Origin of the sequence: Corynebacterium sp. HMSC073H12 (assembly GCF_001837775.1) — a bacterium.
GTDB classification, from domain to species: domain Bacteria; phylum Actinomycetota; class Actinomycetes; order Mycobacteriales; family Mycobacteriaceae; genus Corynebacterium; species Corynebacterium amycolatum.
This window is the reverse complement of sequence record NZ_KV834023.1, coordinates 174,204-191,480: the sequence shown is the minus strand read 5'-3', so window position 1 is coordinate 191,480 and position 17,277 is coordinate 174,204. Positions and strand designations below refer to the sequence as shown.

Genomic DNA, 17,277 nt, shown 5'->3' with positions numbered 1-17,277 from the left:
TTCGGGCACATTCTCAACCAGCGGAAACGAGGGCAGTCCTCTCATAGGTAGTTTTATGCCAGCTTGTGTGGGTGTTTGCGGAGGCCGTCGCGCGTCAATGTCAATACCGCGATCAGCGCAATCAGCGCGCAGGTCAACATTGATATAGCCATTGACAAGGGCAGATTGGAACCAAGCCCCACCAACGGGGAAACCGTGGCGGCCGCGAGGAATTGTGTGAAGCCCATGAGACCGGAACCTGAGCCAATTCCGATATCTCGAACCTCCTCAATTCCGAGCGCCGTGGCATTGGCGAAAATTAGCGGCATCATCGGCACCGTAATGAACAGCAACAGCCAAGTAGTGAAGAAGGTAATCCCGACGATGGCATTAATAATCAGGCCTACCGACGTCACGAGCATGACCGTAAGAGCAACTAAAATGCCCTTGCGGGGATGAAGCCGGTTGATCATCTTGCCGTTGAGGATTGACACAAATGTCAACATCGCTGCATTGGATGCGAACACGAGAGAGAACTGAGTAGGGGTGAGTCCCAGCAGCTCCTGGAAGATAAAAGGTGACGCAGCGATATAGGAGAACATCACCGAGAAGCCACCAGCGAAAGCTAACAAGTAGCCGACAAATACGGGCCGCTGTAGCAGCCTGCCGATATTGGGCAGGAGATTGCGCAGAGAGCCTGTGGAGCGTCGCTCTGGCGGCAGAGTTTCCGGAACCATCAGAACCACAATCGCGACCATCGCGACGTTGATGGCTGCGAGAAACCAGAACACGCTGCGCCAGCCGAAGGCGGGGCCCAGAAAGCCACCCACAAGGGGAGCGATTGCCGGGGCGATGGAGGAAATGCCCATCAGCGTGGAGAAAGCTCTCGCTGATGCCTTGCCCGTCAAGAGGTCTGGGACTACAGCACGAGCCAGAACCACTGTGGAGCCACCAGCTAACCCCTGGAACAGGCGCATTGCAATAAGCGTGCCAATATTCGGTGCTATTGCACAGAGGATTGACGAGCCCAAGAACACCAAAGTCGCAATGAGAAGCAACTTCCTACGGCCCAAACTATCGGAGAGAGCGCCAATGACGAGCTGCCCTGCAGCCATGCCAATCATGAAGGTTGTCAGCGTGAGCTGAACCATTGACTCGGTCGTGGAGAACTCCTTGGCTATCTCCACGAAGGAGGCCAGGTATGTATCTGCGCCGAACGGGGCGGCGGCGGATAATAAGGCTAACCCAGCAATAAGCGATAGCGGCAGCGTCTGTGTTGGCTGTGTCTGAGCGTTCCTGGAATGTTGATTTGTCACTGTCTCAGTATAGGGTTGCCGCGGTATAGGGTTGCCGCAGAAGGTATAAACCATGTTGGGGGCGTGAAACTAAGGGATTTTGTTGTCCCGCACGAACGTGCCATAATACACAGGTTGCGCGAAGTGGCTGCGTGCTGCTCTCAACGGTCTATGGCCGTAGTTAGCACGAGGTCAAAGCGATATGGAAGCTGCCTGTAGTAGGTACTTTCATCGTAAAGCGTAAACGCAAGACATAAAGACCGCGTGCGTTTAGGACGGAAATCTGACGCACAATGCAACCAGGTCAGGAGAAACGCAGTGATTCAGCAGGAATCCCGTCTGCGCGTTGCCGACAACACTGGTGCACGTGAAATCCAGTGCATCCGCGTTCTCGGCGGCTCGACCCGACGCTTCGCTGGCATTGGCGACACCATCGTCGCAACTGTCAAGGAAGCTACTCCGGGCGGCAACGTCAAGGCAGGCGAAATTGTTAAGGCAGTCATCGTCCGTGCGAAGAAGGAGACCCGTCGTCCGGACGGCTCCTACATCTCGTTCGACGAGAATGCAGCTGTCATCATCAAGGCCGACGGTGAGCCAAAGGGCACCCGTATTTTCGGCCCGGTCGCGCGTGAGCTGCGTGACAAGAAGTTCATGAAGATTGTCTCGCTCGCACCGGAGGTGATTTAAGTGAAGATCCGTAAGGGCGATACCGTGCTGGTTATCTCCGGTCCGGACAAGGGTGCTCAGGGCAAGGTCATCGAGGCCTACCCGAAGCGCGACAAGGTCCTGGTCGAGGGCGTTAACCGTATCAAGAAGCACGTTGCAAACTCCGCTGCGGAGCGCGGTGCATCCTCGGGTGGCATTGTCACTCAGGAAGCTCCGATTCACGTGTCGAACGTCATGCTGGTCGACGAAGATGGTACCCCGACTCGCGTTGGTTACCGCTTCGATGAGGACGGCAAGAAGGTTCGCATCTCCCGCCGTACCGGGAAGGACATCTAAGCATGAGCGAAAATTACACCCCTCGTCTGAAGGCCCGTTACCGCGATGAGATTCGCGGCAAGATGCAGGAAGAGTTCTCCTACGAGAACGTCATGCAGATTCCGGGCGTTACCAAGGTCGTCGTCAACATGGGCGTCGGCGCTGCTGCTCAGGACAAGAAGCAGATCAACGGTGCTATCAACGACCTGACTCTGATTACCGGCCAGAAGCCGGAGACCCGTCGTGCTCGCAAGTCGATCGCTAACTTCAAGCTTCGTGAAGGCGACGCCATCGGCGCTCGCGTCACCCTGCGTGGCGACCGTATGTGGGAGTTCCTGGATCGTCTGCTGACCGTGGCTCTGCCGCGAATCCGCGACTTCCGCGGTCTGTCTGACCAGCAGTTCGATGGTCACGGTAACTACACCTTCGGTCTGTCTGAGCAGACCATGTTCTACGAGATCGACGTTGACAAGATCGACCGCCCGCGCGGTATGGACATCACCGTCGTGACCACCGCTACCAATAATGAGGAAGGCCGCGCGCTGCTGCGCGAGCTGGGCTTCCCGTTCAAGAAGTAGTTTTGCCTCTTCGGTAGCTTCTGTCTGAAGCCCCGGATGCCGCTTGGCCTCCGGGGCTTTTTGCTGCTCTGTTAACTGCTTATGTTCGTGGGGGAGTGAGGTCACCGTGCGGGGCCTGCGTAAAAGTTACCAGTGTTGCCGGTGTGAAAGTTGACCCTTTTTGGGGGTTGAAAATTAGTAAAGCCACAAACTTTCTCAGTTGAAAGTTAGGCGTTCGTGATGATTTCGTTGTAAACTGCCATTCGTCATAGTGACGGCCGCCAAAATGCATTGTGGTCGTTATCAATTTGGGCAAGACTTAAGTGACTTCAGCTTCTGTGTGGTTGAGCCAGTGGTTCTACGCAGAGCGGTCCTTAAGTTAAAACGCAAAGGGATTAACTACATGAAGAACTTCTCCGTGGCCGTCCGCTCGGCTGCTATTGCAACTGTTGCGGCTCTGGGCCTGAGCTTGGGCGCAGGTGCTGCCAACGCACAGCCGGCACTGCCGGAAATGCCGAACATTCCGATTCCGGGTATCGGCGACACCGGCCCGAAGGGCGTCAAGCAGATTGTCACCTTCGGTGACTCCTTCACCGCTAATGCCGGTAAGGGTGGCCCGCGTGGCCTGGCGCCGGGGCAGAACGTGCTGGTCGCTAACTGTGCCACCGACATGGAAAACTGGCCGAAGATTGCAGCGTCGAAGCTGAACAAGTCCCTGGGTGACTGGTCCTGTAACGGTCTTGGTGGCTTCCCGGGTCAGCTCCTCGCATACCTGGAAGCTTCCATCCAGTACGGCGACATCGGAGAGGGCACTGAGAAGGTTGTCCTGATGTACGGCGGCATGGACTGGGTCCAGTGGGTTGACGTGGCAGGCGAGCTGGTCGCAAAGCCGGACCCCAAGGCTCCTTCTGCGTTCAAGCAGACGCTGCGTCAGTTCACTGACCGCGTCCACCAGGTTGCTCCGGGTGCTCAAGTCGTCCTGGCTTCGTACCCTGAGTACGCTACCAATGACCAGCTGTGCCTGGTGAACGCCCCGAACCAGACCTTCCCGATCCCGGCACCGGGTGCCAGCGAGATTCAGGGGGCATTCCGCGACAGCATTCGCTCCGCGTCTCAGCACGTAGGTGCCGGCTTCATCGACGTCTACGAGGCAACCCTCGGCCACGGTACCTGCAACCCAAACCCGGATGAGCGCTTCGTCGCCGGTTTCGCAGATCCGGTGATGGGCCCGATGACCAATCACCCGACGGTGGCTGGCGAAAAGGCTATGGGTAACATCATCGCCGACCAGCTCTACTAATTTTCTCCAGCCGGCACCATGTCGGCTAGGAATTGAGTTCCACTGCTAATTGGTAGGACTTCACGCCGCGAGCGGACTAACGTCCGTCTGCGGCGTTTTTGCATTTCGGTCGGTATTTGTTAGTATCACCAGGTCTGCCCTCTGTAAGAGGTGCGGCAGTAAAAATGTAAGAACTTTGCTGTAGGCCCCTCGCCTCGCATCGTCTCTGGCGTCACCTGGGTGGCGAGCTGACTCGGCTATTGAACCGAGTTGGCGAACAGTAGCCCTTAAATCGCCGGAATCACGATATTGGTAGTCGCTCCATCTTAAGCTTTTGCCGTGTGACAGTTGCTGTTTGCGCGGTCATTGGAGTTAGCCACGAGGTGGGAAGGAACCGCAGCGAGAAAGGAAGCGGTCACTAACCATGACCATGACTGACCCAATCGCCGACATGCTGTCGCGCGTGCGCAACGCTAACAACGCGTACCACGACTCTGTCTCGATGCCGTCGTCCAAGCTGAAGGCTAACATCGCCGAGATCCTCAAGTCTGAGGGTTACATTGCGGACTACGCAGTCGAGGATGCCAAGGTCGGCAAGACCCTGACCCTGAACCTGAAGTACGGCCCGTCCCGCGAGCGTTCGATCGCTGGCGTGCGTCGCGTCTCCAAGCCGGGTCTGCGTGTTTACGCAAAGTCCACTAACCTGCCGAAGGTCCTCGGTGGCCTGGGCGTGGCTATCATCTCCACGTCTCAGGGCCTGCTGACTGACCGCCAGGCTTACGAGAAGAAGGTTGGCGGGGAAGTCCTCGCTTACGTCTGGTAAAGGGGGAACTACACAATGTCTCGTATTGGTAAGAACCCTGTCGTTGTCCCGGCAAACGTTACTGCCCAGGTCAACGGCCAGGACGTTTCCGTCAAGGGCCCGAAGGGCGAGCTGTCTGTCTCTATCCCAGCTCCAATTACCGTTGAGCTGAAGGACAATGAGATTGTGGTCAACCGCCCGGATGACCACCGCAAGAGCCGCTCCCTGCACGGCCTGTCCCGTTCGCTGATTAACAATATGGTTGTTGGTGTGACCGAGGGCTACACCATCAAGATGGAAATCTTCGGTGTCGGTTACCGTGTCGCCAAGAAGGGCAAGGACCTCGAGTTCTCCCTGGGCTACTCGCACCCAGTCCTGATCGAAGCACCGGAAGGTATCACCTTCGATGTCGACGGCACCACCAAGCTGTCGATCACAGGTATTGATAAGCAGCAGGTCGGACAGCTCGCAGCTAACATCCGTCGTCTGCGTAAGGATGATCCTTACAAGGGCAAGGGCATTCGTTACGATGGCGAGCAGATCCGTCGCAAGATCGGAAAGACGGGTAAGTAATGAGCAACACCAACGAAAAGCGCCTCCCGGTAGGCAAGGACATCTCGACTCGTCGTCGTGTCGCCCGTGCCCGCCGTCACGCACGCTTGCGCAAGAACGTCCGCGGCACCTCCGAGGCACCGCGCCTCGTCGTGCACCGCTCTTCCCGCCACATCACCGCTCAGGTTATCGACGACTCCATCGGTCGTACCCTGGCAGCTGCTTCCACTCTGGACGCAGATCTCCGTGGCTTCGAGGGCGACAAGAAGGCCAAGAGCGCCAAGGTCGGCGAGTTGATTGCTGCTCGCGCTAAGGATGCTGGCATCGAGAAGGTCGTTTTCGACCGCGGTGGCTACCAGTACCACGGCCGTGTTGCTGCTCTGGCCGAGGCTGCCCGTGAAGGTGGTCTGAAGTTCTAATGCGCACTTACAAGTCCAACGGAAGGAATGCGTGATGTCGGAACGCGATAAGCGCGAAGGCGGACGTAACTCCGCTGACAACAAGAACAACAACCGTCGTGGTGGCCGCGGTAACGACCGTCGCCAGCAGGACGAGCGTTCGCAGTACATCGAGCGCGTAGTAACTATCAACCGAGTTTCCAAGGTCGTCAAGGGTGGTCGTCGCTTCAGCTTCACCGCTCTGGTCATCGTCGGTGACGGCGAGGGCATGGTCGGCGTCGGCTACGGCAAGGCCAAGGAAGTACCGGCAGCTATCCAGAAGGGTGCTGAAGAGGCTCGTAAGAACTTCTTCCGCGTCCCGATGATTGCTGGCACCATCACCCACCCGGTTCAGGGTGAGACCGCTGCTGGCATCGTGCTGCTGCGCCCGGCTGCTCCGGGTACCGGTCTGATTGCCGGCGGCGCTGTCCGCCCGGTTCTCGAGTGCGCCGGTGTTCAGGATGTTCTGTCCAAGTCGCTGGGTACCAACAACTCCATCAACGTTGTTCACGCAACCGTTGATGCTCTCAAGCAGCTGGTTCGCCCTGAAGAGGTCGCCGCACGTCGTGGCAAGTCCCTCGAAGAGGTCACCCCAGCACGTATGCTGCGCGCACGCGCAGGTCAGGGAGCGTGATTTCCATGGCACTGAAGATTACCCAGGTCCGTGGTACCGCTGGTACCAAGCAGAACCAGAAGGATTCGCTGCGCACCCTCGGCCTGAAGCGCATCAACGATTCCGCCGTTCGCCCGGATACTCCGGCTGTGCGCGGTCTCGTGAACGTTGTGCGTCACCTGGTCGAGGTTGAAGAAGTAGCGGGGGAGTAGGTAAACCATGAGCGAACCAATTAAGCTCCACGACTTGGCCCCGGCTCCGGGTGCTAAGAAGAAGAAGACTCGCGTCGGCCGTGGTGAGGCTTCCAAGGGTAAGACCGCTGGTCGCGGCACCAAGGGCACCAAGGCCCGCAAGCAGGTTTCGGCAGCATTCGAGGGTGGCCAGATGCCACTTCACATGCGTCTGCCGAAGTTGAAGGGTTTCAAGAACCCGGCGAAGGTCACCTTCCAGGTGGTCAACGTTTCGGATCTGGAGCGTCTGTTCCCGAACGGTGGCGACGTTACCATCGCCGACCTGGTTGCAAAGGGCGCTGTCCGCGCTAACCAGCCGGTGAAGGTCCTCGGCGACGGCGACATCAATGTCTCCGTCAACGTCACCGCAACCAAGTTCTCGGGCTCCGCCAAGTCCAAGATTGAGGCTGCAGGCGGCTCTGTCACTGAGGCCTAAAGCATTCAAGCTTTAACAAGAGAGCTCTTAACCCATGTGGTTAGGAGCTCTCTTTGTATTAAGAGGGGAAGGGGAGAGAGCAGCGCGAACCGCTGGCTTACAGCAGGCCGGTATTGCGCAGAGCCCGCTCCAGTTGGTCGATGTCAGCGTCCGTATGGAGCGCGGTAATGGTCAATCGCAACATTGCCTCACCACGGGTGACCGTCGGATAGCGAATTGCAGGTATGAACACGCCTAGCTCCGCTAACTGTGCTGAGGTGTCCATCGCTTCGGTCTCGTTCCCGACGGGCAGCGGGATGATTGCAGATGCGGGGTCTGACTGTGCGCCAACCAGGGAGCGGACGCGCGCAATATTACGCTGCAATCGCTTGACGACGTCCCCAACCTCCAACTGCTTTAACGCTGCGCGGATAGCTGCGACAGAACCGGGATTCATCGACGTTGAGTAAACAAAACTGCGGGCTTGATTGCGTAGCAGTTCGCCAACTGGTGCCGAGCAGAGAACGTATCCTCCTTCGGCACCGAGAGCCTTGCTCGCGGTGCCGACCACAATGTCCGGGCGAATGCCCAGGTGCGCTGCAGTGCCACGACCTTGTTCTCCGATAACGCCGACGCCGTGGGCGTCGTCAAGCATCAGCCATGCGTTGCGACGGCGACAGGTGCGCTCGAGTGCCGGGCCGTCGATGACCTCGCCTGACATGGAGAACACGGAGTCGGAGATGACAAGTTTGTGGCGGGCGCTCGATGTTGCGAGGAGACTGTCGAGCGTCTGATAGTCAGCGTGCGGAAAGACCGTGACTTTAGCCCGGGCATTGCGACATCCGTCGATGATCGAGGCGTGGTTGGCGGCGTCGGAGAAGATTTCAACGTCGGCGGTGGCTATGGCAGCGATGGTTGAGTGGTTCGCCTGGTAGCCAGTCGCAAAGAGAACGGCATCGTCGAAACCGAAGAACTGCGCGAGTTCACCTTCAAGTGCGCTGTGGATGCTAGTGCCGGTGGTCAGGCGAGAGCCGCCGGACCCGGTGCCGAAATGTCCAATTGCCGCGGTGGCAGCTGAGACGAGTTCAGGGTGCGTGGACAGGCCGAGGTAGTCCGAAGAAGAAAACAATAGATAGTCGGCTCCGTCGATTCGGCTGTGCGGTAGTTGTGCGGTTTCGAAAGTGCGCAGTGTGCGGGCAAGTCCTGCACCGGCCCAGGCCGTGTTTCTTTGGGCGGCGATTGCTGAGAGGTCGCTGCTGAGGCCGGTAGTGTCCATCGAGGAACTGGCGTCAGGCGGGAGCTCGATATAGACCGGCGTGTTCTCCAGATAATCGATTAGCTCGGGGATATCGGTGCCGGGTTCAACGATGAAAATGCGAGTACCAAGAGTGCTGCCGTGGTCCTTGATATTGGGGATACGGTGGAAGATTCCGGCCAGTGCGAGATAGCCACGCGTGTAAAAAGGATCGTCGGAGAGGCAGATTTCTGCGACGATGCCCGGGGCGCTGTGAACCTTGGATGCGAGGATGAGCGCCTCGTGAGAATGGTCCTTGGCGCAGTCCTTGCTGGGGTGTGAGATGGCATCAAAAGTGGAAACCCGTACACCGCGGGCTGGGTTTGGGTCGAGCCGCTCACCGGAGGAGCAATCGATAAGAGCGGCACCGCGAAGACCCGTGAGTGAATAGGCCATCTCGACGGCGATATCGGCGGCCTGTATACCTGCAGCGTGTAGGCGTTGAGCAATGAGCTTGCGGGCGTCCCCAGGGCTGGAGTTCGACTCTAGAAAGGGGACTAACGCCGGCACGGTGCTGATGGTCGACTCTTCGATCTTGTCCACAGTGATGTGAATTGTGTCGGGACGACCCTTGTCGTGGTGAAGTGCACGGCTAGTCATAGCAGAAGCCAGCTGAGATAGTTCGGTGGCCGGTGCAAGACGCTCAGCGCCAGAGATATGGCAGCCATCGGCGCTGGAGCGCATGCGGATGCTGTAGGTACTCACAGAGCAAAACTTTAACACTGTTCAAGTTTTGTTTGAGGAGGTTGGGTGGAGCACATGAAGGGGCGGGGGCTCAGAGGGGATGAGCGCTGGAATCGTCGTCAAGCGAAAAGAGGTGATTGGCGGGGCGCTGTGCTAACGGTGATATAGAGGCGTATTGCGACGATATGGAGAAACGCTGGTAGACTCACTACGTCAAATACTGTCAATTAAAGGTTTGAGGAATACGTCATCCGCGTTGCTTAACTAAAACGGAAGACTACTGGCGGATAAGCGGGTAAGTCTTTCGGGAAAAGCGTGGGAGAAGCGGATTTCCTGACCTCGGGAGGATGCACGTGGCTTCCGGTCTCATTGCGGCGTTGCGCGATCCCGATTTGCGTAAGAAGATCTTCTTCACTCTGACGATGATCATTCTGTACCGAATCGGCTCGCAGATTCCAACCCCTGGTATCGACTACCAGTTGGTCAACGCGCAGCTCGAGCAGATTTCGAAAGATCAGTCCAGCGTTTACTCGCTGATCAACCTGTTCTCAGGTGGCGCTCTGCTGCAGATGGCGATTTTCGGCATCGGCATTATGCCGTACATTACGGCCTCGATTATCGTCCAGCTGCTCACGGTGGTGATTCCACACTTCGAGCAGTTGAAGAAGGAAGGGCAGTCGGGTCAGACAAAGATGACCCAGTACACCCGCTACCTCACAGTGGCGTTGGCGTTGCTGCAGTCTGCGGGCATTGTGGCCATGGCAGACCGTGGCGCCCTGCTGGGCGGCTCGCAGTCGCTGCTGGTTAAGGATGCGGGTGTCTTTGACCTCGTGGTGATGGTCGTTGTGATGACCGCCGGTGCCGTGCTGGTCATGTGGATGGGTGAGCTCATCACTGACCGAGGGGTCGGCAACGGTATGTCGCTGCTGATTTTCGCTGGTATCGCCGCTGGTATGCCGGCGCAGGGAGCGAACATTTTGCGCTCCACTACCGGTGTCGTGTTCGCCACCGTGATTGTTGCGGTGCTGATTCTCATCATTGGCGTTATTTTCATCGAGCAGGGGCAGCGCCGTATTCCGGTGCAGTACGCGAAGCGCATGGTTGGTCGTCGCCAGTACGGCGGATCTTCCACCTACCTGCCGCTGAAGGTGAACCAGGCCGGTGTTATCCCGGTCATCTTCGCGTCCTCGCTGATTTACGTGCCGGTTCTGATCACCCAGATTGTTCAGTCCGGTCAGTCGAATCCGAACATGGACAACTGGTGGCAGCGCAATGTCATTCAGTACCTGCTGGCGCCGTCCAGTTGGCAGTACATTCTGCTGTTCTTCCTGATGATCATCTTCTTCTCCTTCTTCTACACCTCCGTGCAGTACGACCCGCACGAGCAGGCGGAGAACATGAAGAAGTACGGCGGATTCATTCCGGGCTTCCGTCCGGGGCGTCCGACTGCTGAATACCTGTCCTACGTCCTGATTCGCCTGCTGACTGTCGGCTCGCTGTACCTGGCGCTGATTGCTGTTCTGCCAAATGTCGCTCTTGATATGGGGCTTGGCGACGCGAACGCCGGTACAGGCGGTATGTTTGGAGGTACAGCCCTGCTGATTCTGGTCAGTGTTGCGCTGACGACGGTCAAGCAGGTTGAAAGCCAAATGATGCAACGTAACTACGAAGGGTTCTTGAAGTAATGCGACTCGTACTTGTAGGTCCTCCCGGTGCAGGCAAGGGCACTCAGGCAGCTATCCTGTCGGAAAAGCTTGGTGTCCCACACATCTCCACCGGTGACCTGTTTCGCGCAAACATCGGTGAAGGCACTCCGCTCGGCATTGAGGCGAAGTCCTACATCGACGCCGGCAACCTTGTTCCGGACGACGTGACTGTGCGTATGGTCGAGTCCCGTCTGAACGAGGACGACGCTGCCAAGGGGTTCCTGTTGGATGGCTTCCCGCGCACTGTTGGTCAGGCAGAAGAGCTGAAGCGTCTGCTGTCCAACCTCGGTACTGAGCTGGATGCGGTCGTACAGTTCGACGTTTCTGAGGATGTCGTAGTCGAGCGCATGCTGGCCCGTGGTCGCGCAGACGACACTGAAGAGGTCATCCGCAACCGTATGCATGTGTACACCAATGAGACCGCTCCTTTGCTGGATTACTACTCGGAGAAGATCATCAAGATTGCCGCTGAGGGATCCGTTGAGGAGATTAACGAGCGCACGATGGCCGAGCTGGAGAAGCTGAACTAAGCTCCTGGCGTGCCGGTAATTGGTGCTCTGGCATCTTTCCGTTGGTCGGGCCGATGGGTTTGACCTGTAGTAGATGGTTTGTTGAAGCCGCCCTTTCGAACCGTTGAGGTTTGGAAGGGCGGCTTTTGTGTTGAGTGGGCTCGGGAAGGGGGCCTAGTTGGCTTGAATGGTGTGGAGCTAAAAGGGAAAAGAAATACGAAGAAGAGTATTGACGGACTCGAATGGGTGTGCGATATTTGTATGTAGTAGGGGATAGTTAGGGAAGTAAAAGCGAAAGCGATTTCTAGGGGATTCGAGGGGAGGGGAATGATGCGACCTAATCAACCGCAAGGTCAGGAGCCGTCAAAGGGGCTGAATCAAGCACTGTCGGTGTCGCAGATATTAGACTTGATAACTCAATTCGAAGCTCTGTCTCGGTTAGTTGTGGAGAGCTTCGGTGATTTATCACCAGTTCATATGCGAGACGCCTATGCATTGATTGAGAGGGCTCGGAAGCGCCTAGCCATAGTTGACGCGGAGTACTTGGCGGCGCTTGCGCCGGAGATACCTTCATCGAATCACCGGAAAGTTGCCTGGCTGGCGGAAGAGTCTCATATTTCCCGTGCGGAGGCTCGTCAGCGAATTAGTTGTTTAGGGCGGCTCCGGAAGGAAGCGGAGCCTTTTTCGTCGAAAAGCGATGATGAAAGAATGCCTGCTCTGCGGGACAAGGTATCTGAAGGGGTCGTAGGGGCGGATGCGGTTCAAAAGATTGATAAAGCTGTCAAAGATCTCCCGAAGTCAGAACATGCGCGGGTGGCGCAGGCCTTGGATGAGCATGCCAGTGAGGTTGTGACACAGGTGCGTGTCGACGACTTGGGTGCGCTGTCACATCGACTGCGGGCGATGTTGGGATTGGATGACCCATATACGGATGAGGACAGACAGCGGCTGCGGGGAGTGAAGGTCGGACCACAACGAGCCGACGGTATGAGTCGGTTGACGGGGCTGATTACGCCGCACTTCGCGGCGATGCTGAAGAGGTTGCAGGCTGACTACGGGCGGCCGGGTGGACTCTTGGAGGAAGGCGCTAAGGATGAGCGCGCTCCAGAGCAGCGGTTTCATGATGCACTTGAGGCTGCGGTCGATGCCGGTTTTGGGATAGGCGCGACCTTAAAGCCGGTGCGGGGCACCACGTCGGTTGTCACTGTCGCCCATATTTCGGATATCGCGAAAATAGCGGGCGTAAAGCTGCAGGGCACGGATGGTTGGAAGCTGCCGGGGGCGGGGAAAGCAATCAGCGATGGTGGCGTGCGAATGTCAATCGCTGAGGCGATAGAGAAGGTTGCGGCCGGAAATTCGTTCTTGCAGGTTTTGGGAGACAAGGGGCAGAGTCTGTTTCTTGGCCGATCGCAGAGACTAGGGACGATGGCCCAGTACCTTGCGCTGTGCGGCGAGGAAGGCGGATCTTCCGCACCGGGCAAAGCTACGCCTCCGGCTATGTGCGATATGCATCATATTGAATCCTGGGCGAGGGGCGGGGGAACGGACATTTCAAATCTGACATTTGTTGACCCCGGTACGCATCGAAAGATTGATGACAATCGGTCGAATGACAAATCCTGGTGGACGTTGCGGCCGGATGAGTGTGAAGGGGAGCCTGTCGAGTCGGAACGGGTGGTGTGGATTGAGCCAGGAAAAGACCGAAAGACGAATGATTCATCGGAAGAGAAAAACAGGAACTCGAATCAAGATTCAAACGCTTTTGATAACCCAGGACGTTGGTTGCGGCGAATACTTCGGCAAAAAGGGGTGAAGCGTAACCAAGGCGATAAGGATGACGCTGACCCCGGCGGTGCAGGCGGGTGCGGTGCGGACGTGGATGACGAAGGGGGCGGGCGATAACGAGGCGCAGGGGTAACGCTGGCGGGAGGTGAAGACTCTTTTGGAGCGAGTGCAGCAGAAGTGCTCCGGCCGTAGCGAAATCAGAGCGTTACGGCAGCGGAGAGTTGATGCTGGGTGAGTTCCCTGGATTGAACTGCAGGTTAGGGCTACTGGAAGTCCTGAATGATTTCGTCGATAAGCGGTTGTGCGGCATCGGCATCAATATTCGCGAAAACAAACTCCTGGTAGATGCGGTTATCCTCGTCGATGACCATAACGAAAGGGGAGCCCTTGTTGACGCCGCTAAATGCGTGCTTGCCGGGTAGCTCGTATGGCACGTAGTTCTCGACGGACTCAGCCTTTTCATTAATCCGGCTGACAGTGGCCGGGTCCTCGGCCGTACTGAGCATCGCAGTGCCACCGTCGCCAACAGCCATCACACAGGTGAAGCCATGTACGCTCTCACTGCCAAAAATGATGGGTTTAGAATCATCCGACTCGACGCAGCTGCCAACCGCTTCCTTAACTGCATCAGGAGTGAAATTCTGGATTGACTCAGGCAGTGCAGAGGTGCCCATGAAACCCGCGGTGCTCCCAGTGGTGCCCGACGATTCTTCGGAGGGAGCAGCCGACGGAGCAGTCGGTGCTGACGGCGGTTCGGGATTGCTTGAGCATGCGCCAACCAGGAAAAGTGAGCTCGCAGCAATAACAGCGCCCGCAGTTTTTGCGGACTTCAACAGTGAATGCATGCCAGTTATCGTAGGGCAGCTCTTGTTAGGGTGTAAACTACGCCAAAATTCAAGCAAGTCGATTGCGGATCAACTGTCACGAATGAACTTCCATAAAAATTCCCATGCAACGCCATGCAGAAATACATGAAGCAGAGTGCTGCCTTGGGGTAGCGGTGCCTTCGTAGGTGGTGGGATGCGGCTAGCCGGTGGTGCCCTTCTGAGTCAGAGTAGACTCAACCAACGTGATGAGTTTTCGACGCCGCCGCAAAGTAGTTCCCGCCCGCACCGAGGGGGAGTTGGACGCAATGCAAGCGGCCGGCGAGATTGTCGGTCGTGCGTTGCTGGCCTGCCGAGATGCTGCTAAGCCAGGGGTGACCACGGCGGATCTCAATGAGATTGCGCATCAGGTCATTACCGATGCGGGTGCAACGCCATCTTTCCTTGGTTATGAAGGTTTCCCGGCGTCTATCTGTGCATCCGTGAATGAAGTTATCGTCCATGGCATTCCGTCCTCGGCCACAGTTCTATCCGAAGGTGACCTGGTCTCGATTGACTGTGGCGCAATTCTGGACGGTTGGCACGGCGATTCGGCACTGACATTCGGCGTCGGAAAGCTGAGTGAAAGTGTCGAAAAACTAAACATCGCGACGTCGGAGGTCCTCTCCGAAGGTATTAAGGCGATGGTGCCGGGTGCTCGCCTCACCGATATTTCATATGCGCTTGAAATGGCCACCCGTGAGGCTGAACTGCGCCACGATATTGAACTCGGCATCGTCGATGGCTACGGCGGGCACGGCATCGGGCGCGAGATGCACATGGATCCCTTCCTCCCCAACGAAGGCAAAGCAGGCAAGGGCCCCCGCATCGTCGAAGGCTCCGTGTTGGCCATCGAACCGATGCTCATTCTCGGCGGCGAGTGGGGTAGCGATGAGCTCGACGACGGCTGGACGGTCGTCAGCGCTGATCGAATGCCGGCGTCCCATTGGGAGCACACAGTTGCCGCCACAGCGGACGGCCCCCGTATTTTGACTCCTCGATATGAATAACTAGTACGTGAGGGGCCACGCGAAAGGTCAGAACAAAGGTCAGAATATTGCCACTTGAGACGCGATGGCCTCTGTCACCGTGGGGTGAATCCGCCTGCCGTCGCGTGCAGGCGGCCCCAGAGTGGTCGTATTTGGTAAAAACGCAGGTCGCGTGTAAAGTTGGGCGATGGTGTGGACGCAGTGTCGCTGCAGCGGTGATTATCCCTGCACGGAACTGCTAAAACGCCAGGCAGAGTAGAGATTTCCCAACTGGTGCCGGGATTGTCCCGGGTATCCGCCAGAGAGACGTGGAGGACATGGCTAAAAAGGAAGGCGCAATTGAGGTTGAGGGTCGCGTCGTCGAGCCCTTGCCGAACGCGATGTTCCGAGTGGAGCTGGACAACGGGCACAAGGTGCTCGCCCATATCAGTGGCAAGATGCGCCAGCACTACATCCGTATTCTCCCGGAAGACCGAGTCGTAGTGGAGCTTTCTCCGTACGATCTCGAGCGTGGGCGAATCGTCTACCGCTACAAGTAAATCGACCTGACCACTGTTGGTAGTGGTTATGGGCTCATTTACTAACTAGACAGAAACTCCACCGTCCTAGCTGCTTCTGGTGACGTCCGCGTGATGTTGAGGCCTGGTGCCTCAGCAGTTCGGCGCGGCGGTTCTTTATGAAAGCTTTTCCACAGAAGTAAGCGAGAATACCTCCGGCAACGGTGGCTGGAGCCTTTCTATAACACCTACGCGACTCGGCGTCCGACCGAGTAAGCCGGGTCTGGGAAGGATGGCAGTGGAGTAAACCACCGCATCAACCGGAAGGAAATTGCCGTATGGCACGCCTTGCTGGAGTTGACCTGCCACGCAACAAGCGTATGGAGGTCGCTCTTACCTACATCTATGGCATCGGCCCCGCCCGTGCTAATGAGCTGCTGGAGAAGACCGGCATCTCTCCGGATCTGCGCACCGACGCTCTCACTGATGAGCAGGTTGCTGCGCTGCGTGACGTGATTGAAGCTACCTGGAAGGTCGAGGGTGATCTCCGCCGCCAGGTTCAGGCTGATATCCGCCGCAAGATTGAGATTGGTTCCTACCAGGGTCTGCGCCCCCGTCGTGGCCTGCCGGTCCGTGGTCAGCGCACCAAGACCAACGCACGTACGCGTAAGGGTCCGAAGAAGACGATCGCCGGAAAGAAGAAGTAAAACATGGCAGCTCCGAAGTCCGCACGCGGCCGTCGTACCGGCCGTCGCGTTGTAAAGAAGAACGTGGCTCAGGGCCACGCATACATCAAGTCCACCTTCAACAACACCATCGTGTCCATCACGGACCCGAAGGGCGCTGTTATCTCGTGGGCCTCCTCTGGTCACGTCGGTTTCAAGGGCTCTCGTAAGTCCACTCCGTTCGCTGCTCAGATGGCCGCCGAGAACGCTGCTCGTAAGGCCATGGATCACGGTATGAAGAAGGTTGACGTTTTCGTTAAGGGTCCGGGTTCGGGCCGCGAAACCGCCATCCGTTCCCTCCAGGCCGCTGGCCTTGAGGTGTCCTCGATCTCGGATGTGACCCCTCAGCCGCACAACGGCTGTCGTCCGCCGAAGCGTCGTCGCGTCTAGGAATAGGGTAAGGAGAGAACAGAAATGGCCCGTTATACCGGTCCCGCAACCCGTAAGTCCCGTCGTCTCCGCGTCGACCTCGTCGGTGGCGACATGAACTTTGAGCGTCGTCCCTACCCTCCGGGGCAGGCTGGCCGCGCTCGTATCAAGGAGTCGGAGTACCTGCTCCAGCTCCAGGAGAAGCAGAAGGCACGTTTCACCTACGGCGTGATGGAGAAGCAGTTCCGTCGCTACTACGCCGAGGCTCACCGTCGTCCGGGCAAGACTGGCGATAATCTCGTCGTCCTGCTGGAGTCGCGTCTCGACAACGTTGTCTACCGCGCTGGTCTGGCTCGTACCCGTCGCCAGGCTCGTCAGCTGGTTTCCCACGGCCACTTCACCGTTAACGGTAAGAAGATCAACGTGCCGTCCTTCCAGGTAAGCCAGTACGACATCATCGACGTGCGCCCGAAGTCGCAGAAGATGATTTGGTTCGAAGAGGCACAGGAGAACCTGGTCGACGCTGTCGTCCCGGCATGGCTTCAGGTTGTTCCTGAGTCCCTGCGCATCCTCGTGCACCAGACCCCGGAACGCGCACAGATCGACATTCCGCTTCAGGAACAGCTGATCGTCGAGTTCTACTCGAAGTAATAACCAACTTCGCTTGCATCCATTCATTCCCTATGGCGTCATATAGCGGTCGCCACCTGGAGGAT

Annotated in this window: 21 protein-coding genes and 1 pseudogene; 18 read left to right on the top strand and 4 right to left on the bottom strand. The window is 57.5% G+C overall.

Annotation, left to right across the window (positions count from 1 at the left end; all coding sequences use genetic code 11):
• Positions 1-53: 53 nt before the first annotated feature.
• Complete coding sequence (locus HMPREF2708_RS00870; protein ID WP_070831158.1) at positions 54-1,295, bottom strand: multidrug effflux MFS transporter; 1,242 nt, start codon at positions 1,293-1,295, stop codon at positions 54-56.
• A gap of 297 nt (positions 1,296-1,592) precedes the next feature.
• Here HMPREF2708_RS00870 and rplN point away from each other — a divergent pair, with 297 nt between their 5' ends.
• The 10 genes from rplN to rplO all read left to right on the top strand — a co-directional run bounded on the left by rplN (position 1,593) and on the right by rplO (position 7,161).
• Positions 1,593-1,961 carry a 50S ribosomal protein L14 gene (gene rplN, locus HMPREF2708_RS00865; protein WP_038627660.1) on the top strand — a complete coding sequence of 123 codons (369 nt, stop codon included), beginning with the start codon at positions 1,593-1,595 and terminating at the stop codon, positions 1,959-1,961.
• Entirely contained in the window at positions 1,962-2,276 is a 315-nt protein-coding gene (rplX, locus tag HMPREF2708_RS00860) for a 50S ribosomal protein L24 (RefSeq protein ID WP_005509963.1), read from the top strand. It begins immediately after the preceding gene.
• 2 nt (positions 2,277-2,278) lie between these two features.
• Positions 2,279-2,833 carry a 50S ribosomal protein L5 gene (gene rplE / locus HMPREF2708_RS00855; RefSeq protein WP_005509901.1) on the top strand — a complete coding sequence of 185 codons (555 nt, stop codon included), beginning with the start codon at positions 2,279-2,281 and terminating at the stop codon, positions 2,831-2,833.
• Positions 2,834-3,215: 382 nt separating this feature from the next.
• Positions 3,216-4,112, top strand: coding sequence for a GDSL-type esterase/lipase family protein (locus tag HMPREF2708_RS00850; RefSeq protein ID WP_005510051.1), 897 nt, complete (start codon positions 3,216-3,218; stop codon positions 4,110-4,112).
• Between the two features lie 403 nt (positions 4,113-4,515).
• Complete coding sequence (gene rpsH, locus HMPREF2708_RS00845; RefSeq protein WP_005509822.1) at positions 4,516-4,914, top strand: 30S ribosomal protein S8; 399 nt, start codon at positions 4,516-4,518, stop codon at positions 4,912-4,914.
• A gap of 15 nt (positions 4,915-4,929) precedes the next feature.
• On the top strand, positions 4,930-5,466 hold the full coding sequence (gene rplF, locus HMPREF2708_RS00840) for a 50S ribosomal protein L6 (protein ID WP_005509895.1): 537 nt from the start codon (positions 4,930-4,932) through the stop codon (positions 5,464-5,466).
• On the top strand, positions 5,466-5,864 hold the full coding sequence (gene rplR / locus HMPREF2708_RS00835; RefSeq protein WP_005510009.1) for a 50S ribosomal protein L18: 399 nt from the start codon (positions 5,466-5,468) through the stop codon (positions 5,862-5,864). Before rplF ends, rplR begins: the two co-directional genes overlap by 1 nt.
• A 34-nt stretch (positions 5,865-5,898) precedes the next feature.
• A complete protein-coding gene (gene rpsE / locus HMPREF2708_RS00830) occupies positions 5,899-6,516 on the top strand; it encodes a 30S ribosomal protein S5 (RefSeq protein ID WP_005510059.1) in 618 nt (205 codons plus the stop codon).
• 5 nt (positions 6,517-6,521) lie between these two features.
• Positions 6,522-6,707 carry a 50S ribosomal protein L30 gene (gene rpmD, locus HMPREF2708_RS00825; RefSeq protein WP_005509843.1) on the top strand — a complete coding sequence of 62 codons (186 nt, stop codon included), beginning with the start codon at positions 6,522-6,524 and terminating at the stop codon, positions 6,705-6,707.
• Between the two features lie 7 nt (positions 6,708-6,714).
• Positions 6,715-7,161, top strand: coding sequence for a 50S ribosomal protein L15 (gene rplO / locus HMPREF2708_RS00820; protein WP_016422071.1), 447 nt, complete (start codon positions 6,715-6,717; stop codon positions 7,159-7,161).
• Between the two features lie 97 nt (positions 7,162-7,258).
• Here rplO and HMPREF2708_RS11410 read toward each other — a convergent pair whose 3' ends face one another.
• Both HMPREF2708_RS11410 and HMPREF2708_RS11405 read right to left on the bottom strand, forming a co-directional pair.
• On the bottom strand, positions 7,259-8,416 hold the full coding sequence (locus HMPREF2708_RS11410) for an aminotransferase class I/II-fold pyridoxal phosphate-dependent enzyme (RefSeq protein WP_371326286.1): 1,158 nt from the start codon (positions 8,414-8,416) through the stop codon (positions 7,259-7,261).
• 39 nt (positions 8,417-8,455) lie between these two features.
• Positions 8,456-9,118: pseudogene (locus HMPREF2708_RS11405) on the bottom strand (6-carboxyhexanoate--CoA ligase); the annotation flags it as partial.
• Positions 9,119-9,471: 353 nt separating this feature from the next.
• Here HMPREF2708_RS11405 and secY point away from each other — a divergent pair.
• From secY to HMPREF2708_RS00800, 3 genes are all read left to right on the top strand, one after another.
• Complete coding sequence (gene secY, locus HMPREF2708_RS00810; protein ID WP_005509912.1) at positions 9,472-10,803, top strand: preprotein translocase subunit SecY; 1,332 nt, start codon at positions 9,472-9,474, stop codon at positions 10,801-10,803.
• Positions 10,803-11,354: an adenylate kinase gene (locus HMPREF2708_RS00805; protein ID WP_005509947.1), complete on the top strand. Its 552-nt coding sequence runs from the start codon at positions 10,803-10,805 to the stop codon at positions 11,352-11,354. Before secY ends, HMPREF2708_RS00805 begins: the two co-directional genes overlap by 1 nt.
• A gap of 456 nt (positions 11,355-11,810) precedes the next feature.
• Entirely contained in the window at positions 11,811-13,235 is a 1,425-nt protein-coding gene (locus HMPREF2708_RS00800) for an HNH endonuclease signature motif containing protein (protein WP_244261975.1), read from the top strand.
• 146 nt (positions 13,236-13,381) lie between these two features.
• Here HMPREF2708_RS00800 and HMPREF2708_RS00795 read toward each other — a convergent pair whose 3' ends face one another.
• Positions 13,382-13,963 (bottom strand): hypothetical protein, encoded by a 582-nt coding sequence (locus HMPREF2708_RS00795; protein ID WP_070831150.1) that lies wholly within the window; start codon positions 13,961-13,963, stop codon positions 13,382-13,384.
• A gap of 227 nt (positions 13,964-14,190) precedes the next feature.
• On the opposite strand from HMPREF2708_RS00795, the gene map reads away from it, so the two are divergent.
• From map to rpsD, 5 genes are all read left to right on the top strand, one after another.
• Complete coding sequence (gene map / locus HMPREF2708_RS00790; protein ID WP_070831147.1) at positions 14,191-14,991, top strand: type I methionyl aminopeptidase; 801 nt, start codon at positions 14,191-14,193, stop codon at positions 14,989-14,991.
• A 296-nt stretch (positions 14,992-15,287) separates the two neighbouring features.
• The gene (infA, locus tag HMPREF2708_RS00785; RefSeq protein WP_016422077.1) at positions 15,288-15,509 is read left to right on the top strand and encodes a translation initiation factor IF-1; all 222 of its coding nucleotides are present in this window, start codon (positions 15,288-15,290) and stop codon (positions 15,507-15,509) included.
• 296 nt (positions 15,510-15,805) lie between these two features.
• Positions 15,806-16,174: a 30S ribosomal protein S13 gene (rpsM, locus tag HMPREF2708_RS00780; protein ID WP_070831144.1), complete on the top strand. Its 369-nt coding sequence runs from the start codon at positions 15,806-15,808 to the stop codon at positions 16,172-16,174.
• 3 nt (positions 16,175-16,177) lie between these two features.
• On the top strand, positions 16,178-16,582 hold the full coding sequence (gene rpsK / locus HMPREF2708_RS00775) for a 30S ribosomal protein S11 (protein WP_005509761.1): 405 nt from the start codon (positions 16,178-16,180) through the stop codon (positions 16,580-16,582).
• 24 nt (positions 16,583-16,606) lie between these two features.
• On the top strand, positions 16,607-17,212 hold the full coding sequence (rpsD, locus tag HMPREF2708_RS00770; RefSeq protein WP_005509964.1) for a 30S ribosomal protein S4: 606 nt from the start codon (positions 16,607-16,609) through the stop codon (positions 17,210-17,212).
• Positions 17,213-17,277: the final 65 nt, after the last annotated feature.

Bases quoted from the DNA above. Each gene is read 5' to 3' on its own strand.
- rplE (WP_005509901.1), top strand. From the start codon at position 2,279: ATGAGCGAAAATTACACCCCTCGTCTGAAGGCCCGTTACCGCGATGAG.
- HMPREF2708_RS00850 (WP_005510051.1), top strand. From the start codon at position 3,216: ATGAAGAACTTCTCCGTGGCCGTCCGCTCGGCTGCTATTGCAACTGTT.
- rpsH (WP_005509822.1), top strand. From the start codon at position 4,516: ATGACCATGACTGACCCAATCGCCGACATGCTGTCGCGCGTGCGCAAC.
- rplF (WP_005509895.1), top strand. From the start codon at position 4,930: ATGTCTCGTATTGGTAAGAACCCTGTCGTTGTCCCGGCAAACGTTACT.
- rplR (WP_005510009.1), top strand. From the start codon at position 5,466: ATGAGCAACACCAACGAAAAGCGCCTCCCGGTAGGCAAGGACATCTCG.
- rpsE (WP_005510059.1), top strand. From the start codon at position 5,899: ATGTCGGAACGCGATAAGCGCGAAGGCGGACGTAACTCCGCTGACAAC.
- rpmD (WP_005509843.1), top strand. From the start codon at position 6,522: ATGGCACTGAAGATTACCCAGGTCCGTGGTACCGCTGGTACCAAGCAG.
- rplO (WP_016422071.1), top strand. From the start codon at position 6,715: ATGAGCGAACCAATTAAGCTCCACGACTTGGCCCCGGCTCCGGGTGCT.
- HMPREF2708_RS11410 (WP_371326286.1), bottom strand. From the start codon at position 8,416: ATGGACACTACCGGCCTCAGCAGCGACCTCTCAGCAATCGCCGCCCAA.
- HMPREF2708_RS00805 (WP_005509947.1), top strand. From the start codon at position 10,803: ATGCGACTCGTACTTGTAGGTCCTCCCGGTGCAGGCAAGGGCACTCAG.
- HMPREF2708_RS00800 (WP_244261975.1), top strand. From the start codon at position 11,811: ATGCGAGACGCCTATGCATTGATTGAGAGGGCTCGGAAGCGCCTAGCC.
- HMPREF2708_RS00795 (WP_070831150.1), bottom strand. From the start codon at position 13,963: ATGCATTCACTGTTGAAGTCCGCAAAAACTGCGGGCGCTGTTATTGCT.
- map (WP_070831147.1), top strand. From the start codon at position 14,191: ATGAGTTTTCGACGCCGCCGCAAAGTAGTTCCCGCCCGCACCGAGGGG.
- infA (WP_016422077.1), top strand. From the start codon at position 15,288: ATGGCTAAAAAGGAAGGCGCAATTGAGGTTGAGGGTCGCGTCGTCGAG.
- rpsM (WP_070831144.1), top strand. From the start codon at position 15,806: ATGGCACGCCTTGCTGGAGTTGACCTGCCACGCAACAAGCGTATGGAG.
- rpsK (WP_005509761.1), top strand. From the start codon at position 16,178: ATGGCAGCTCCGAAGTCCGCACGCGGCCGTCGTACCGGCCGTCGCGTT.
- rpsD (WP_005509964.1), top strand. From the start codon at position 16,607: ATGGCCCGTTATACCGGTCCCGCAACCCGTAAGTCCCGTCGTCTCCGC.